The following is a 15229-nucleotide window of genomic DNA, read 5'->3' on the forward strand; positions in this document are numbered from 1 at the left end:
GCAGGGTGTGCGCTCAGCGCGTCGGCAGGCCAAGCAGTTCGCGCCTTATTTCCAGGGCAATGGTTGCATAACCCTTGCCGGTACCCCGGTTGCGCAACCCGTGGTCATGCTGGGCCGTCACGTCCTCCCAGCATTCGACCGACAGCAGTTGGCAGTAGCTGCTGTCGGTCTCGAGCTCGAAGTCTATGAAGCGTTCGGTATCGGTCAACAGGCTGCCCGTCAGGCTGGCCATGCCGGGGAAGTCGAACTCAAGGTCCAGCAGCAGGGAGCGTGTCCAGTCGATCCCGTGGCTTTCGGCGACGCGCAGCAGGGCAGGCGGTACCTCACGGGTGAGCCAGGGGCGTGCCGACTCTCTGATGCGATGGGCAGTGAGCAGGTTCTGTTCCTGCACATTGAGTTGTCGCTTCCTGAGCAGCCGCTGGATATCCAGGGAGCGCGAGTTCATCCGTCGTCTCCGCCGCGGCCCAGGGCCTGCAGAAAGTCCTGTTCGCCGTCTGCCTGCCACCAAGGGATGCGAACCTGGCCGCCTTGTTGCCGAAGTTGGCGCAGCAGCGACAGCAGGGCGTCGATTCGAGGCGCATCCCAGTCAGGCCCCATGCGATAGTCCAGTGTCAGGCCGTGCTCGCAGACCATCACGCCCAGGTCAGGGAGGGGCTGGCCATCGATGTCGATGCCCTTGGCCAGTACATGAAACGGATCGACAACACCGTCGCTGACGCGTGAGGCATCCTGTGGGCCGGTAAAGGGCGTTTCGCGCCCGCTTGCCTTGTCCCACAAGCTACCGCAGTCCACCCTCGCACCGAGGGTGAACAGGCGTGCGAATGCGCTCGGCATGTCCGCGCTCCGGGCAAAGTGGAGCTCGATTTCCGGCAGTGACCCGTCGTCATGGCTGAAGTAGCCTGCCAAGGGGTGTGCTTGTGGCGTCTCTGCAAGCGCCTGGGTACTGGCAAAGAGGTGGGCCTGGTGTTCGTGCCAGTCGAAGTGCACTGGGTCAATCTCCATGCGCTGGGGCGAGTCTGCGGCGTACTGTACGGCGAGGAGCGCGCGGTTGCCACTGCCCGGGCAACGCCAGGTCTCAATCCGGCCAGGCATCGATCAGGTCACGCGCCTCGCGGCTCGACAGTGGCCGTTTCAGCCGCTGCGACAGCACCGCCATGGCCCGTGCGTGGCCCTTGGCGATCACCGCCTCGACCTGGTCGTCCAGGCACTGCAGGGCGATGAAGTCGCCCTGTTCCGGCGCGCCGACATACTCGATGCGGTTCCAGCCGCTGGCATGCCCGAGCACTTCGTAGGTGCGCCCGTGCTGGTAGGTCCAGAAGAACGGCACGTCGTCGTAGCGGCGGCGCTCGCCGAGCATGTTGGCGGCGGCGATTACCCCATGCTGCTGGGCCAGGCGCCAGTGCTCGATGCGCACCGGGCGGCCGGCCAGGGGAAAGGTGGCGATATCACCGGCCGCCCACAGGCCGTCGGCGGCCTGCAAATGGGCATCCACCGTCAGCGAACGGTCCTCGGCCAGGGGCAGGTCGTGCAGGTAGCCGGTGGCCGGGCTGACGCCGGTGCCGAGCAGCACCAGCGGGGTTTGCAGGCGCTCGCCATTGGCCAGCAACACGGCCTCGACCCGCTCCCGGCCTTCGAAGCCGCTCACCTCGGTCGGCCCGTGGAATACCACGCCCTTGCGCTCGTGCAACTCGCGCAGTGTCTGGCCAATGCGCTCGCCCAGCTGCCGGGCCAGCGGGATGGCGTGGCGCGTGACCACGTGCACCTGCAGGCCGTACTTGCGCAGGGCGCTGGCGGCCTCCAGGCCGATGAAACCATCGCCGACGATCACCACCGGCTGGCCCGGTTCGGCCAGGTCGAGCAGTTGCGCGGCATCCGTGCGCGAGCGCAGCACGCAGATGCCGGGCAACTGCACGCCGGGGAGCTCGGGGCGCCTGGGTTTGCCGCCGGTGGCCAGCAGGGCGGCGTCGTATTTCAGCTTCTGGCCGTCGGCCAGGGTGATCACGCGCTTGCCGGCATCCACGGCGCGCACCTTGCCGTGCAGGCGCTGCAGCTGGCCGCGGCGCAGGGCGTCCGGGGCCAGCAGGGTCGGCACTTCGTCCACCGGCATCTGCCCGGCGATGACGAACTTGCTCAGGGCGGTGCGATCGTAGGCGTTCGGCTGTTCCTGGTCGATCCACAGCAGGCGCCCGGCAAAACCATGCTCGAGCAGGGTGGCGATGGCGGCCGAGCCGGCGGCGCCGGCGCCCACCACGACGAAGGTGCGGGCGTCGCTGTGGCGTGGCGGCGCTGTCTCGGGCAGCGGCTGGTCATCGACCCAGACCTGGCCGTCCTTGAGCTCTACGGCATGGCGGCGCAGGCCGGTCAGGGCCGGCGGCTCGCAGACCGCGCCCTCGTCCACGGCGAAGGCGGCCTTGTGCCAGGGGCAGACCAGCAGCCCGCCACAGACCGCGCCTTCCTCCAGGGGCGCGCCCTCATGCGGGCAGTTGGCCTGGTAGGCCTTCACCAACTCGCCCTGGCGCACCAGGACGATGTCCTCGGTGCCGGCCTGGACGCGCAGGGGGCGGTGTTCCTCGAGCTGGTCGAGGCTGGCCACGGCGTGCAGGGTCATGGCGGATCTCCTCAGGCGTTGTGTTTCATTTGACGCCTGCCATGGGCCAGGACTGCGACGAGCCGACGATCGGAGGTGGCCATTACAACTTTTCACAAAAAGTTCAAATGAGACTAAATTGACTCAAAACGAATGTGTAAGTACCATTCGCGCCAATTTTAGTTAACGGCTCGGGTGAGTTCATGAGCAATTTGCGTGCAATTGGGATGGTCAGCTGGCTGGCGGTAGCCGTGGCCCTGGCCGGCTGCGGAGCGGCCGACGAACAGCAGGCCGCCGCTGAAACGGCGTTTCCGGTGGAAATCGTGACCGTGGCCGCCGAGCCGCTGGCCCTGGCCTCGACCTTGCCAGGTCGGGTCGAGCCGATGCGGGTGGCCGAGGTGCGTGCCCGGGTGGCCGGCATCGTCCTGCACAAGCGTTTCGAGGAAGGTGCCGACGTCAAGGCCGGCGATGTGCTGTTCCAGATCGACCCGGCGCCGTTCAAGGCCGCACTGGCACGCGCCGAGGCCGACCTGGCCCGGGCCCAGGCCGTGCAGCAGGAAGCCCAGGCGCGGGTGAAACGCTATGAGCCGCTGGTGAAGATCGAGGCGGTGAGCCAGCAGGACTTCGACAGCGCCACGGCCGAACTGCGCAGCGCCCAGGCCGCCGTGCGTTCGGCCCAGGCCGACGTGCAGACCGCGCGCCTGAACCTGGGCTACGCCACGGTCACCGCGCCGATCTCCGGACGCATCGGTCGCGCCCTGGCTACCGAAGGCGCGCTGGTCGGGCAGGGCGATGCCACGCTGATGGCGCGCATCCAGCAGCTCGATCCGATCTACGTCGACTTCACCCAGTCCGCCGCCGACGCCCTGCGCCTGCGCCAGGCCCTCAAGGACGGCGCCCTCGGTGGCGGCGACGACAAGGCGCTGACCGCCCAGGTGGAAGGCACCGACTACCAGCGCCAGGGCGCGCTGATGTTCACCGACGTGGCGGTCGATCGCGGCACCGGCCAGGTCACCCTGCGCGGGCGCTTCGACAATACCGACGGCATTCTCCTGCCAGGTATGTACGTGCGCGTGCGCACCCCCCAGGGCACCGACCAGCAGGCCATCCTGGTGCCGCAACGGGCGGTGCAGCGCGGCAGCGACGGCGAGGCGCGGGTGATGGTGGTGGGCACCGGCAGCCTGGCCGAGGCGCGCAGCGTGCGCACCGGCGTGATGCACGGTTCGCGCTGGCAGATCGTCGAAGGTCTGCGCGGCGGTGACCAGGTCATCGTCGGCAGCCCGGCCGGCCTGGCCCCGGGCATGCCCGTGGTACCGGCGCAGGCGCAGCCGGTCGCGGCGAAATAAGGCGAGGGTAGCGAGATGTCCAAGTTCTTCATCAATCGGCCGAACTTCGCCTGGGTCGTGGCGCTGTTCATTTCCCTGGCCGGCCTGCTGGTGATCCCGGCGTTGCCGGTGGCCCAGTACCCCAGCGTGGCACCGCCACAGATTTCCATCACCGCCACCTACCCGGGCGCTTCGGCCAAGGTACTGGTGGAGTCGGTGACCAGCATCATCGAGGAGTCGCTCAACGGCGCCAAGGGCCTGCTGTACTACGAGTCCACCAACAACTCCAACGGCGTCGCCGAGGTGCTGGTGACCTTCGAGCCCGGCACCGAGCCGGACATGGCCCAGGTCGACGTGCAGAACCGCCTGAAGAAGGCCGAGGCGCGCATGCCCCAGGCGGTGCTGACCCAGGGCCTGAAGGTGGAGCAGGCCAGCTCCGGCTTCCTGCTGATCTACGCCCTGACCAGCAAGGCCGGCGACCGTGGCGACACCACGGCCCTGGCCGACTACGCCGCGCGCAACATCAACAACGAACTGCTGCGCGTGCCGGGCGTGGGCAAGCTGCAGTTCTTCGCCTCCGAAGCGGCCATGCGGGTCTGGGTCGATCCGCAGAAACTGGTGGGCTATGGCCTGTCCATCGACGACATCAACAACGCCATCCGTGGCCAGAACGTCCAGGTGCCGGCCGGCAGCTTCGGCAGCACGCCGGGGGCCAGCGAGCAGGAGCTGACCGCAACCCTGGCGGTACAGGGCACCCTCGATACGCCCGAGGCCTTCGCCGGTATCGTCCTGCGCGCCAACCCGGACGGCTCCAGCGTGCGCCTGGGCGATGTCGCGCGGCTGGCCATCGGCAGCGAGAACTACAACCTGTCCGCGCGCCTGGACGGCCACCCGGCCGTGGCCGGCGCGGTGCAACTGGCGCCCGGCGCCAACGCCATCCAGACCGCGACGCTGGTCAAGGAACGCCTGGCGGAGCTTGCGCAGTTCTTCCCCGAGGGCGTCGAGTACTCGGTGCCCTACGATACTTCGCGTTTCGTCGACGTGGCCATCGAGAAGGTGATCCACACCCTGATCGAAGCCATGGTGCTGGTGTTCCTGGTGATGTTCCTGTTCCTGCAGAACGTGCGCTACACCCTGATCCCGTCGATCGTGGTGCCGGTGTGTCTGCTGGGCACGCTGATGATCATGAAGCTGCTCGGCTTCTCGGTGAACATGATGACCATGTTCGGCATGGTCCTGGCCATCGGCATCCTGGTGGACGATGCCATCGTGGTGGTGGAGAACGTCGAGCGGCTGATGGCCGAGGAGGGCCTGTCGCCAGTGGACGCCACCATCAAGGCGATGGGGCAGGTGTCCGGGGCGATCATCGGCATCACCCTGGTGCTGGCGGCGGTGTTCCTGCCGCTGGCGTTCATGTCCGGTTCCGTGGGGGTGATCTACCAGCAGTTCTCGGTGTCGCTGGCGGTATCGATCCTGTTCTCCGGCTTCCTCGCCCTGACCTTCACCCCGGCGCTGTGCGCCACGCTGCTCAAGCCGGTGCCCCATGGCCACCATGAGAAGGGCGGTTTCTTCGGTGCCTTCAACCGCGCCTTCGCCCGGGTGACCGAGCGCTACTCGGTGATGAACAGCGCCCTGGTGGCCCGTGCCGGGCGCTGGATGTTGGCCTACGTCGGCATCCTGGTGGTGCTCGGCTATTCCTACCTGCGTCTGCCTGAGGCCTTCGTGCCGGCGGAAGACCTGGGCTACAGCATCGTCGACGTGCAACTGCCGCCGGGCGCCAGCCGGGTGCGTACCGACCACACCGCCGAGGCGCTGGAGCAATTCCTGATGTCCCGCGAGGCGACGGCCAGCTCGTTCATCGTCAGCGGCTTCAGCTTCTCGGGCCAGGGTGACAACGCAGCGCTGGCGTTCCCTACCTACAAGGACTGGTCCGTGCGTGGCCCCGAGCAATCGGCGGAGGCGGAAACCGCCGCCATCAACGCCCAGTTCGCGGCCAATGGCGACGGCACCATCACCGCGGTCATGCCGCCGCCGATCGACGGCCTGGGTAACTCCGGTGGTTTCGCCCTGCGCCTGATGGACCGTGGCGGCCTGGGCCGCGAAGCGCTGCTGGCGGCCCGCGACCAGCTGCTGGCCCGCGCCAACGGCAACCCGGTGATCCTCTACGCGATGATGGAAGGCCTGGCCGAGGCGCCGCAGCTGCGCGTGCAGATCGACCGCGAGAAGGCCCGCGCCCTGGGCGTGAGCTTCGAGACCATCAACAGCACCCTGGCCACCGCCTTCGGTTCGGCGGTGATCAACGACTTCACCAACGCCGGGCGCCAGCAGCGCGTGGTGGTGCAGGCCGAGCAGGGCGAGCGCATGACCCCGGAAAGCGTGCTGCGCCTGTATGCACCCAACGCCAGTGGCGAGCAGGTGCCGTTCAGTGCCTTCGTCACCACCAAATGGGAAGAGGGCCCGGTGCAGCTGGTGCGCTACAACGGCTATCCGTCGATCCGCATCGCCGGTGACGCCATGCCCGGCTACAGCACCGGCCAGGCGATGGCCGAGATGGAGCGTCTGGTCAGCGAGCTGCCGCCCGGCATCGGCTATGCCTGGACGGGCCTGTCGTACCAGGAGAAGGTCTCCAGCGGCCAGGCCACGGCCTTGTTCGCCCTGGCCATCCTGGTGGTGTTCCTGCTGCTGGTGGCGCTGTACGAAAGCTGGGCGATCCCGCTGACGGTGATGCTGATCGTACCGATCGGCGCCCTGGGCGCGGTGTGGGCGGTGATGCTTACCGGGCTGCCTAATGACGTGTACTTCAAGGTCGGCCTGATCACCATCATTGGCCTGGCGGCGAAGAACGCGATCCTGATCGTCGAGTTCGCCAAGGAACTGTGGGAGAAGGGCTACAGCCTGAGCGACGCCGCCATCGAGGCCGCGCGCCTGCGTTTCCGCCCGATCGTGATGACCTCCATGGCCTTCATCCTCGGCGTGGTGCCGCTGGCCATCGCCACCGGCGCCGGCGCGGCCAGTCAGCGCGCCATCGGTACCGGGGTGATCGGCGGCATGCTCAGCGCCACCTTGCTGGGCGTGGTGTTCGTGCCGATCTGTTTTGTATTCGTACTCAAGCTGCTCAAGCGCAAGCCGGCCCCCGTGCAACACGCTGTCGAGGTGACGAAGTGATGCCCATGCGCAATCTTGCAATCCCGTTCGCGCTGGCCGTCACGCTGGCCGGCTGTTCCCTGGCACCAACTTACCAGCGCCCCGAGGCGCCGGTGGCGACCGCGTGGGGCGATGCCGCCGGCCATCACGGCAAGGCGGTGGAGCAGCTGGACTGGCAGGCGTTCATCGTCGACCCGTCCCTGCGCCAGCTGGTGGGTACCGCGCTGGACAACAACCGTTCGCTGCGCCAGACCCTGCTGGATATCGAACAGGCCCGCGCGCAGTACCGTATCCAGCGTGCCGACCGGGTCCCGGGCTTGAATGCCGGGGCTTCGGGCAACCGCCAGCATTTGCCGGCGGACCTGTCGAGCAACGGTCGCGAGGGTGTCAGCAGTACTTACCAGGTGGGCCTGTCGCTGCCGGAGTATGAGGTCGATCTGTTCGGTCGGGTGAAGAGCCTGAGTGACGCGGCCCTGGAACAGTACCTGGCCACCGAGGAAGTTGGCCGTGCCGCGCGCATTGCCCTGATCGCCGAAGTGAGCCAGGCCTACCTGACCCTGGACGGCGCCGAGCGGCGCCTGGCGCTGACCCGCCAGACCCTGGGCAGCCGCGAGGATTCGCTGGCCCTGGTCGGCCAGCGGCGTGGCGCCGGCACGGCCACGGCGCTGGATCACCAGGAGGCGTTGGGGCTGGTCGAGCAGTCGCGGGCCGAGCTCGAAGGCATCGTGCGCGAGCAGCGCCAGGCCTACAACGCCCTGGTGCTGCTGCTGGGCAGCGCGGATGCGGCGAAGGCGATTCCGGCCGAGCGCGGCGAGGCACCGCTGGTCCTGCAGGACATCGCCCCGGGCGCGCCGTCGGCGCTGATCGAACGTCGCCCGGACATCCTCGCCGCCGAGCACCGGCTGCGGGCGCGCAATGCCGATATCGGCGCGGCGCGGGCGGCGTTCTTCCCGCGGATCAGCCTGACCGGCAGCTTCGGTACTTCCAGCGCGCAGATGTCCGGGCTGTTCGACGGTGGTTCGCGCAGCTGGAGCTTCATGCCGCAGCTGTCGCTGCCGTTGTTCGACGCCGGGCGCAACAGGGCCGGCCTGAGCCTGGCCGAGGCGCGCAAGGATTCGGCGGTGGCGGCCTACGAAGGCACGATCCAGACCGCCTTCCGCGAAGTCGCCGACGCCCTGGCCGCCACCGACACCCTGCGCCGCGAGGAAGCGGCGCGCCGGGCCCTGGCCGATACCAGCCGGGCGACCGTGGCGCTGGCCAAGGCGCGCTACGAGGGCGGGGTGGACAGCCACCTGCGTTACCTGGATGCGCAGCGCAGCGGCTATGTCAACGAAGCGGCCTTTATCGAGGCCAGCACCCAGCGCCAGCTGGCGTTGGTCGATCTGTTCCGTGCCCTGGGCGGTGGCTGGCCGGACAAGGGCTGAAAGACTCCTTTGGTTGGGGAATCCAACCGCTCGGCCCCGGGGGATTTTGCCCGGGGCTTTTTTTGCCTCTAAGAATTTGGGAGGCAGGGCCGACGTAATCGCGGGGCAAGCCCGCTCCCACGGAGCACGCGTATTTCTGCGGGAGTGGGCTTTCGTGGGAGCGGGCTTGCCCCGCGATCGAGGTGTTAATCCTGCAGCAGATCCGGGCTGTTGAAGTTACTCAATCGCGGATCGTCCTCGACACACTCCAGCCCCTGGACGCTCGCCTGCAGCAAGGCCTTCTGCAAACTCCGCTCACCCGACTGCCAGGCCTGCTCCAGCAGCGGCAGCAATCGCCGCGGCAACACACTGAACATCGGCTGCCAGTACCCACCTTGGCGCATCATGGCCGCGCTGTCGTGGGCCACCGCCAGGGCCAGCAGGTCCTCGATCAAGGCCCGGTCGATCCGCGGCGCATCGCAGGCCAGCAGCACCACCCATTCATGCCGCGCCACCTTGAGTCCGCTGATGACCCCGGCCAGTGGGCCGGGAAAGTCCGCTTCGGCATCGCCGACGAGCTGGTCGGCATACGCCGCATAGGCCGCCTGGTTGCGGTTGCAGGAAATCACCAGATCATCGCTGAGCGCCCGCACGGCACGTTGCACATGGGCCACCAGCGGCTCGCCGCGCCAGGCCACCAGGCCCTTGTCGCGGCCGCCCATGCGCTGGCCACGGCCGCCGGCGAGGATGAGGATGGAGCAGGGGGGGAGGGCGTCAGGCATGAAAAAGGGTTCCGGGCAGTCGATGCCGGGAACCCTCTCATTCAAAACCGTGGTTGTCCAGTTGCCATTGGGCTTCGCACAGATAGATAACGCACGCTTGCCTGGTAACCTGGAACATCCTCAATCGTAGGTCAGGAAAACGGTTCTCGGTTTGAAATCCGCTTTGCTGGAGTGCCACCGATTGACTCTCAATGAGGCCCTGACCTGCCGTTCGGCGTGATCGCCAATGACGCCCTGTTCATCAGGTCTTGAAAGAATATCGTCAAGTGCCACACAGTACTGCTCCTGAACGCCTTTCACTATCTGGAGCTCGAAACGGTTGCCTTCGAGATCTGCTGGGCGAGAACGCTTCATGCTGTCCTTGGTAAAAATAGAGTTGGCTTCCTCGCTGAGACCGACCATGACGCCCGCAGGCACTTGGTTGAACAGTACATAGTTAATCTGCCTGCCGTCACTGATGTGCTCGGTCTTTGTCATCCCATCAACTATTTCCATCTTTATAGAGTATCCACTGCCATCTTTTTCCTCGGCGAAGAGTACGTAGCTGTCAGCGGTGATACCCACTTGTCTGGTCATCTCGATCTCCAGGAAAGTCTTAATGTTTGACGGTGCGAATCAGCCGCCCTGATGGTCAACGTGCATCGAATCGCATTCAGGCTGATTTGGCTCTGGCGTGAATCTAGATCGTCAGCGCTTGATCGTCACCTGGCAAAATTGTCAGGTCGGTGGGGCCGGCATACGGCAAGGGACATCTATCAAAGGCAGAAATGAAAAGGGCCGGACATTGGAGGTCCGGCCCTTTTCATGCAGCGTACTCTCAAGTGTCACCGAGCACCGCACTGCTGTTCTTGCTGCGCGTGCGCCCTGCCAGGCGCATCACCACGACGAAGAACACCGGCACGAACACCACGGCGAAAGTGGCGCTGAGCATGCCGCCGATCACCCCGGTGCCGATCGCCTGCTGGCTGGCCGAGCTGGCGCCGCTGGCGATGGCCAGGGGCACCACGCCGAGGATGAACGCCAGCGAGGTCATCACGATCGGGCGCAGGCGCAGGCGTGCGGCCTGGATCGCCGCGTCCACCGCGTCGTGCCCCTGGTCCACCAGGTCCTTGGCGAACTCGATGATCAGGATGGCGTTCTTTGCCGACAGGCCGATCAAGGTGATCAGGCCGACCTTGAAGAACACGTCGTTGGGCATCCCGCGCAGGGTCACGGCCAGTACCGCGCCGAGCACGCCCAGGGGCACCACCAGCAGCACCGCGGTGGGGATCGACCAGCTTTCGTACAACGCCGCCAGGCACAGGAACACCACCAGCAGCGACAGTGCCATCAGCAGCGGCGCCTGGCTGCCGGACAGCCGCTCCTGCAGCGACAGGCCGGTCCACTCCAGGCCGGAGCCGGCCGGCAGCTGGGCGACCAGGCGCTCGACCTCGGCCATGGCCTCGCCCGAGCTGAAGCCGGCCGCCGGCTCTCCGGAGATCGACACCGCCGGGTAGCCGTTGTAGCGGGTCAGCTGCACCGGGCCGGACTGCCAGTGGGCCGTGACGAAGGCGCCCAGGGGCACCATCTTGCCGCTGTTGTTGCGCACGTGGATCTTCAGCAGGTCCTCGACCTGGCTGCGCCGGTCGCCCTCGGCCTGCACCACCACCCGCTGCATGCGGCCCTGGTTGGGGAAGTCGTTGACGTAGTTGGAACCCACCGCGGTGTCGAGCACCGCGCCGATGTCGGCGAACGACACGCCCAAGGCATTGGCCTGGCGTCGATCGATTTCCAGTTCCACCTGGGGGCTTTCGGCCAGCGAGGCTTCGCGCACGTTGACCAGCACCTTGCTCTTGCGCGCCGCCTCCAGCAACTGGTCGCGGGCTTCCATGAGCACGGTGTGGCCCATGCCGCCACGGTCCTGCAGGCGGAACTCGAAGCCGGTCGACTCGCCCAGGCCATCCACCGGCGGCGGCAGCACCGCGTAGGCGATGGCGTCCTTGAGCTGGGTGAAGGCCAGGGTCGCGCGGTCGGCGATGGACTGCGCGCTGTCGTCGCCACCGCGTTCGGACCAGTCCTTCAGGGTGGTGAAGGCCAGTGCCGCGTTCTGCCCGCTGCCGGAGAAGCTGAAGCCGAGGATCAGCGTGGTGTTGGCCACGCCCGGTTCTTCGGCGTTGTGCGCCTCGATCTGCTGCGCCACCTCGATGGTACGGGCCTGGCTGGCACCCGGCGGCAGCTGGATGTCGGTGATGGTGTAGCCCTGGTCCTCGGTGGGCAGGAAGGCGGTGGGCAACTGGCTGAAGCCGTAGCCGAGCACCGCCAGCAACGCGGCATACACCAGCAGGTAGCGGCCGCTGCGGGCCAGGGCGTGGGTCACCCAGCGCTGGTAGCCGTTGCTCATGCCCTCGAAGCGGCGGTTGAACCAGCCGAAGAAACCCTTGCGCTCTTGGTGCTCGCCCTTTTCCAGCGGCTTGAGCAGGGTGGCGCACAGGGCCGGGGTCAGGCTCAGGGCGAGGAACGCCGAGAACAGGATCGACACCGCCATCGACACCGAGAACTGCTGGTAGATCACGCCCACCGAGCCTTTCATGAAGGCCATCGGCAGGAACACCGCCACCAGCACCAGGGTGATGCCGACGATGGCGCCGCTGATCTGGCCCATGGCCTTGCGCGTGGCTTCCTTCGGCGGCAGGCCTTCCTCGGCCATGATCCGCTCGACGTTCTCGACCACGACGATGGCGTCGTCGACCAGGATACCGATCGCCAACACCATGCCGAACAGGGTCAGCACGTTGATCGAGAAGCCCAGCGCGTTCATCACCGCGAAGGTGCCCATCAAAGCCACCGGTACCACCAGGGTCGGGATCAGGGTGTAACGGAAGTTCTGCAGGAACAGGAACATCACCGCGAACACCAGCACCATGGCCTCGACCAGGGTGTTGATCACCTGCTTGATCGAGACCTTGACGAACGGCGAAGTGTCGTAGGGGATGTCGTACTTCACCCCGGCCGGGAAGTAGCGCGCCAGCTCGTCGAGCTTCTGCTTGACCAGGCCGGCGGTTTCCATGGCGTTGGCGCCGGGCGACAGCTTGACGCTGAAGGCGCTGGTGGCCTTGCCGTTCAGACGCGTGCCGTACTGGTACTCCTGGGCGCCGATCTCGACCCGGGCGACATCACCGACGGTGACGGTCGAGCCGTCGGTGTTGGCGCGCAGGACGATGGCGGCGAATTCCTCGGGGGTGCTCAACTGGCCCTTGACCACCACGTTGGCGGTGATCTCCTGGGTCGGCCGGCTGGGCAGGTCGCCGATGCTGCCGGGGGCGACCTGGGCGTTCTGCGCGGCGATGGCCTCGGCCACGTCGTTGGGCGTGAGGTTGAAGCCGACCAGCTTGGCCGGGTCGATCCAGATGCGCATGGCCCGCTCCGAGCCATACAGCTGCGCCTTGCCGACGCCCTTGATGCGGCGGATCTCGTTCATCACGTTGCGCGCGAGGATATCCGACAGGGCGATCTCGTCGAGGCTGCCGTCCTCGGAGGTGAGGGTGGCCAGCAGCAGGAAGCCGGTGGACACCTTTTCCACCTGCAGGCCTTGCTGGGTCACCGGGCGCGGCAGGCGCGACTCGATCACCTTGAGGCGGTTCTGCACGTCGACCTGGGCCATGTCCGGGTTGGTGCCGGGCTGGAAGCTGGCGGTAATGGTGGCGCTGCCCAGGCTGCTCTGCGACTCGAAGTAGAGCAGGTTGTCGGCACCATTGAGCTCCTGCTCGATGATGCTGACCACGCTCTCGTCCATGGTCGCCGCCGAGGCGCCCGGGTAGACGGCGTAGATTTCCACCTGCGGCGGTGCCACGTCGGGGTACTGGGCCACCGGCAGCTGCGGGATGGCCAGGGCGCCGACCAGGAGGATGAACAGGGCGACCACCCAGGCGAATACCGGGCGGTCGATGAAGAACTGCGGCATGGATCAGGCCCTCATTGGCCGGTGTGTTGGGCGACTGCGGAGGCGCCCGGTTGCTCGTCGACCTGGACCTGGTCGCCGGCCTTGACGTGTTGCAGGCCCTCGACCACCACGCGATCGCCGGGGGCCAGGCCCTCGCTGACGATCCAGCGATCACCCTGGGCGCTGCCCAGGACCACCTGGCGCTCGCTGATGCGCGCCTGCTGGTCGACCAGCAGCACCTTGGGCACGCCGGCGCTGTCACGCAGGATGGCGCGCTGCGGCACGCTGATGCCCTGGGGCTGCACGGCCTGGTCCAGGCGTACCCGCACATAGCTGCCCGGTAGCAGGTCGAGGTCGGGGTTGGGGAACTCGCTGCGCAGGGTGATCTGGTTGGTGCTCGGGTCGACGCTGATGTCCGAGAACAGCAGCTTGCCGGCCAGCGGGTAGGCGCTGCCGTCGTCCTGGATCAGCGTGGCCTTGACCTGGTCCTGGCCGACCTGGCGCAGTTCGCCGGCGCGCAAGGCACGGCGCAGGGCATTGAGCTCGCGGGTCGACTGGGTGACGTCGGCATGGATCGGGTTCAGCTGCTGGATGGTGGCCAGCGGCGTGGTCTCGCTCTGCCCGACCAGCGCGCCCTCGGTCACCAGGGCGCGGCCGATGCGCCCGGAAATCGGCGCGGTGACGGTGGCGTAGCCCAGGTTCAGGCGTGCCCGTTCCAGCGCCGCCTTGGCTTCGCCGACCGCGGCATCGGCCTGGAGGAAGGCGGCGCGGGCGTTGTCATACTCCTGGCGGCTGACCGCCTTGTCGTCGACCAGCTCGCGGTAGCGCTGTTCCTGCAGGCGGGCCTGGTACAGGGTCGCCTCGGCCTTGGCCAGGGTGGCGCGGGCGCTGTCGAAGTCGGCCTTGAACGGCGCCGGGTCGATCAGGAACAAGACGTCGCCCTGTTTCACGTCGCTGCCTTCGCGGTACACCCGCTTGAGCACCACGCCGGCCACCCGGGCGCGCACCTCGGCGGTACGCGGCGCGAGGATGCGGCCGCTCAGTTCAGTGCTGATCGCCAATGGCTGCACGGCCAGGGTCTCGACCCGGACCTGGGAAGGCGGGGCCTGTTCTTCCTGTTCGGCGGCGTCGTTGCAACCGGCCAGGGAAAGGGTCATCAGCGCCAGCAGCGCCAAGGGGCGCAGGCGCGAAGGGCAGGGAATGGACATACGGATCTTCCAGGTTTGATCCAGCGTATGCTAAAGCAGCCGTTCGGGTGGCGGCTGTTAAGCTATGTTGGGCGTATGTGAAAAAGTGTGAACAATCGGCGGTGGCCCGCGCGGGATTCTATATCCTGCCTTACTTCAATCTTTCGTCAAATCCCCTTATGCCGAACATTCTCCTGGTCGAAGACGACAGCGCGTTGTCCGAACTGATCGCCAGCTACCTGCAACGCAACGATTTCCATGTCCGGGTGATTGCCCGCGGCGACCATGTGCTGGACGAGTTCCGTCGACAGAAGCCGGACCTGGTAATTCTTGACCTGATGCTGCCGGGCCTCGACGGCCTGCAGGTGTGCCGCCTGCTGCGCCAGGAAACCCAAGGCCTGCCGATCCTCATGCTGACTGCCCGTGACGACAGCCACGACCAGGTGCTGGGGCTGGAAATGGGCGCCGACGACTACGTCACCAAACCGTGCGAACCCCGGGTGCTGCTGGCCAGGGTGCGCACCCTGCTGCGCCGCAGCAGCGTCAACGAGCCGCGCCTGGACAGCGACCTGATCCAGGTCGGCGGCCTGCGCATCGACCTGGCCGAGCGCACGGTCAGCTGGCGCGGCGAGGAGGTGGAACTGTCCAGCGGCGAGTACAACCTGCTGGTGGTGCTGGCGCGCAACGCCGGCGAGGTGATGAGCCGCGACCGTATCCTCCAGCAGTTGCGCGGCATCGAGTTCAACGGCACCGACCGTTCGGTGGATGTGGCCATCTCCAAGCTGCGCCGGCGCTTCGACGATAGCGCCGGCGAGGCGCGCAAGATCAAGACCGTGTGGGGCAAGGGGTATCTGTTCAGCCGGGTCGAGTGGGAGTACTGAC

11 protein-coding genes are annotated in these 15229 nt (G+C 67.1%); 4 read left to right on the forward strand and 7 right to left on the reverse strand.

The features are described 5' to 3' along the window. Positions 1–13: 13 nt before the first annotated feature. From HU751_RS04600 to HU751_RS04610, 3 genes are all read right to left on the reverse strand, one after another. On the reverse strand, positions 14–445 hold the full coding sequence (locus HU751_RS04600) for a hypothetical protein (protein WP_225933222.1): 432 nt from the start codon (positions 443–445) through the stop codon (positions 14–16). Beyond that, on the reverse strand, positions 442–987 hold the full coding sequence (locus HU751_RS04605; protein WP_367616946.1) for a hypothetical protein: 546 nt from the start codon (positions 985–987) through the stop codon (positions 442–444). The genes HU751_RS04600 and HU751_RS04605 overlap by 4 nt, the downstream gene beginning before the upstream one ends. 88 nt (positions 988–1075) lie before the next feature. Further along, entirely contained in the window at positions 1076–2608 is a 1533-nt protein-coding gene (locus tag HU751_RS04610) for an FAD-dependent oxidoreductase (RefSeq protein WP_186734912.1), read from the reverse strand. Positions 2609–2790: 182 nt separating this feature from the next. Here HU751_RS04610 and HU751_RS04615 point away from each other — a divergent pair, with 182 nt between their 5' ends. The 3 genes from HU751_RS04615 to HU751_RS04625 are packed head-to-tail and all read left to right on the forward strand — an operon-like array spanning position 2791 to position 8480. After that, positions 2791–3933, forward strand: a complete 1143-nt coding sequence (locus HU751_RS04615; RefSeq protein WP_186734914.1) for a MexC family multidrug efflux RND transporter periplasmic adaptor subunit — start codon at positions 2791–2793, stop codon at positions 3931–3933. A gap of 15 nt (positions 3934–3948) precedes the next feature. Further along, positions 3949–7077 carry a multidrug efflux RND transporter permease subunit gene (locus tag HU751_RS04620; protein ID WP_186734916.1) on the forward strand — a complete coding sequence of 1043 codons (3129 nt, stop codon included), beginning with the start codon at positions 3949–3951 and terminating at the stop codon, positions 7075–7077. Further along, positions 7077–8480, forward strand: coding sequence for an efflux transporter outer membrane subunit (locus tag HU751_RS04625; RefSeq protein WP_186734918.1), 1404 nt, complete (start codon positions 7077–7079; stop codon positions 8478–8480). Before HU751_RS04620 ends, HU751_RS04625 begins: the two co-directional genes overlap by 1 nt. A gap of 185 nt (positions 8481–8665) precedes the next feature. Here the strand turns inward: HU751_RS04625 and mobA are convergent, their stop codons facing one another. From mobA to HU751_RS04645, 4 genes are all read right to left on the reverse strand, one after another. Beyond that, positions 8666–9241 (reverse strand): molybdenum cofactor guanylyltransferase MobA, encoded by a 576-nt coding sequence (gene mobA / locus HU751_RS04630; protein WP_186734920.1) that lies wholly within the window; start codon positions 9239–9241, stop codon positions 8666–8668. 120 nt (positions 9242–9361) lie between these two features. Beyond that, the gene (locus HU751_RS04635; RefSeq protein WP_186734922.1) at positions 9362–9817 is read right to left on the reverse strand and encodes a hypothetical protein; all 456 of its coding nucleotides are present in this window, start codon (positions 9815–9817) and stop codon (positions 9362–9364) included. Between the two features lie 241 nt (positions 9818–10058). Next, complete coding sequence (locus HU751_RS04640) at positions 10059–13181, reverse strand: multidrug efflux RND transporter permease subunit (protein WP_186734924.1); 3123 nt, start codon at positions 13179–13181, stop codon at positions 10059–10061. An 11-nt stretch (positions 13182–13192) separates the two neighbouring features. Continuing rightward, on the reverse strand, positions 13193–14368 hold the full coding sequence (locus HU751_RS04645) for an efflux RND transporter periplasmic adaptor subunit (RefSeq protein WP_186734926.1): 1176 nt from the start codon (positions 14366–14368) through the stop codon (positions 13193–13195). Positions 14369–14526: 158 nt separating this feature from the next. On the opposite strand from HU751_RS04645, the gene HU751_RS04650 reads away from it, so the two are divergent. Beyond that, a complete protein-coding gene (locus tag HU751_RS04650) occupies positions 14527–15228 on the forward strand; it encodes a response regulator (RefSeq protein ID WP_050705882.1) in 702 nt (233 codons plus the stop codon). The last annotated feature ends 1 nt before the right edge of the window (position 15229 follow it).

The sequence above is a fragment of the Pseudomonas peradeniyensis genome, from assembly GCF_014268935.2.
GTDB lineage: Bacteria > Pseudomonadota > Gammaproteobacteria > Pseudomonadales > Pseudomonadaceae > Aquipseudomonas > Aquipseudomonas peradeniyensis.

Excerpts from the sequence above, each read along its gene's own strand:
- HU751_RS04650 (WP_050705882.1), top strand. The coding sequence starts at position 14,527 with ATGCCGAACATTCTCCTGGTCGAAGACGACAGCGCGTTGTCCGAACTG.
- HU751_RS04615 (WP_186734914.1), top strand. The coding sequence starts at position 2,791 with ATGAGCAATTTGCGTGCAATTGGGATGGTCAGCTGGCTGGCGGTAGCC.
- HU751_RS04635 (WP_186734922.1), bottom strand. The coding sequence starts at position 9,817 with ATGACCAGACAAGTGGGTATCACCGCTGACAGCTACGTACTCTTCGCC.
- HU751_RS04600 (WP_225933222.1), bottom strand. The coding sequence starts at position 445 with ATGAACTCGCGCTCCCTGGATATCCAGCGGCTGCTCAGGAAGCGACAA.
- HU751_RS04645 (WP_186734926.1), bottom strand. The coding sequence starts at position 14,368 with ATGTCCATTCCCTGCCCTTCGCGCCTGCGCCCCTTGGCGCTGCTGGCG.
- HU751_RS04640 (WP_186734924.1), bottom strand. The coding sequence starts at position 13,181 with ATGCCGCAGTTCTTCATCGACCGCCCGGTATTCGCCTGGGTGGTCGCC.
- HU751_RS04625 (WP_186734918.1), top strand. The coding sequence starts at position 7,077 with ATGCCCATGCGCAATCTTGCAATCCCGTTCGCGCTGGCCGTCACGCTG.
- HU751_RS04620 (WP_186734916.1), top strand. The coding sequence starts at position 3,949 with ATGTCCAAGTTCTTCATCAATCGGCCGAACTTCGCCTGGGTCGTGGCG.
- HU751_RS04610 (WP_186734912.1), bottom strand. The coding sequence starts at position 2,608 with ATGACCCTGCACGCCGTGGCCAGCCTCGACCAGCTCGAGGAACACCGC.
- mobA (WP_186734920.1), bottom strand. The coding sequence starts at position 9,241 with ATGCCTGACGCCCTCCCCCCCTGCTCCATCCTCATCCTCGCCGGCGGC.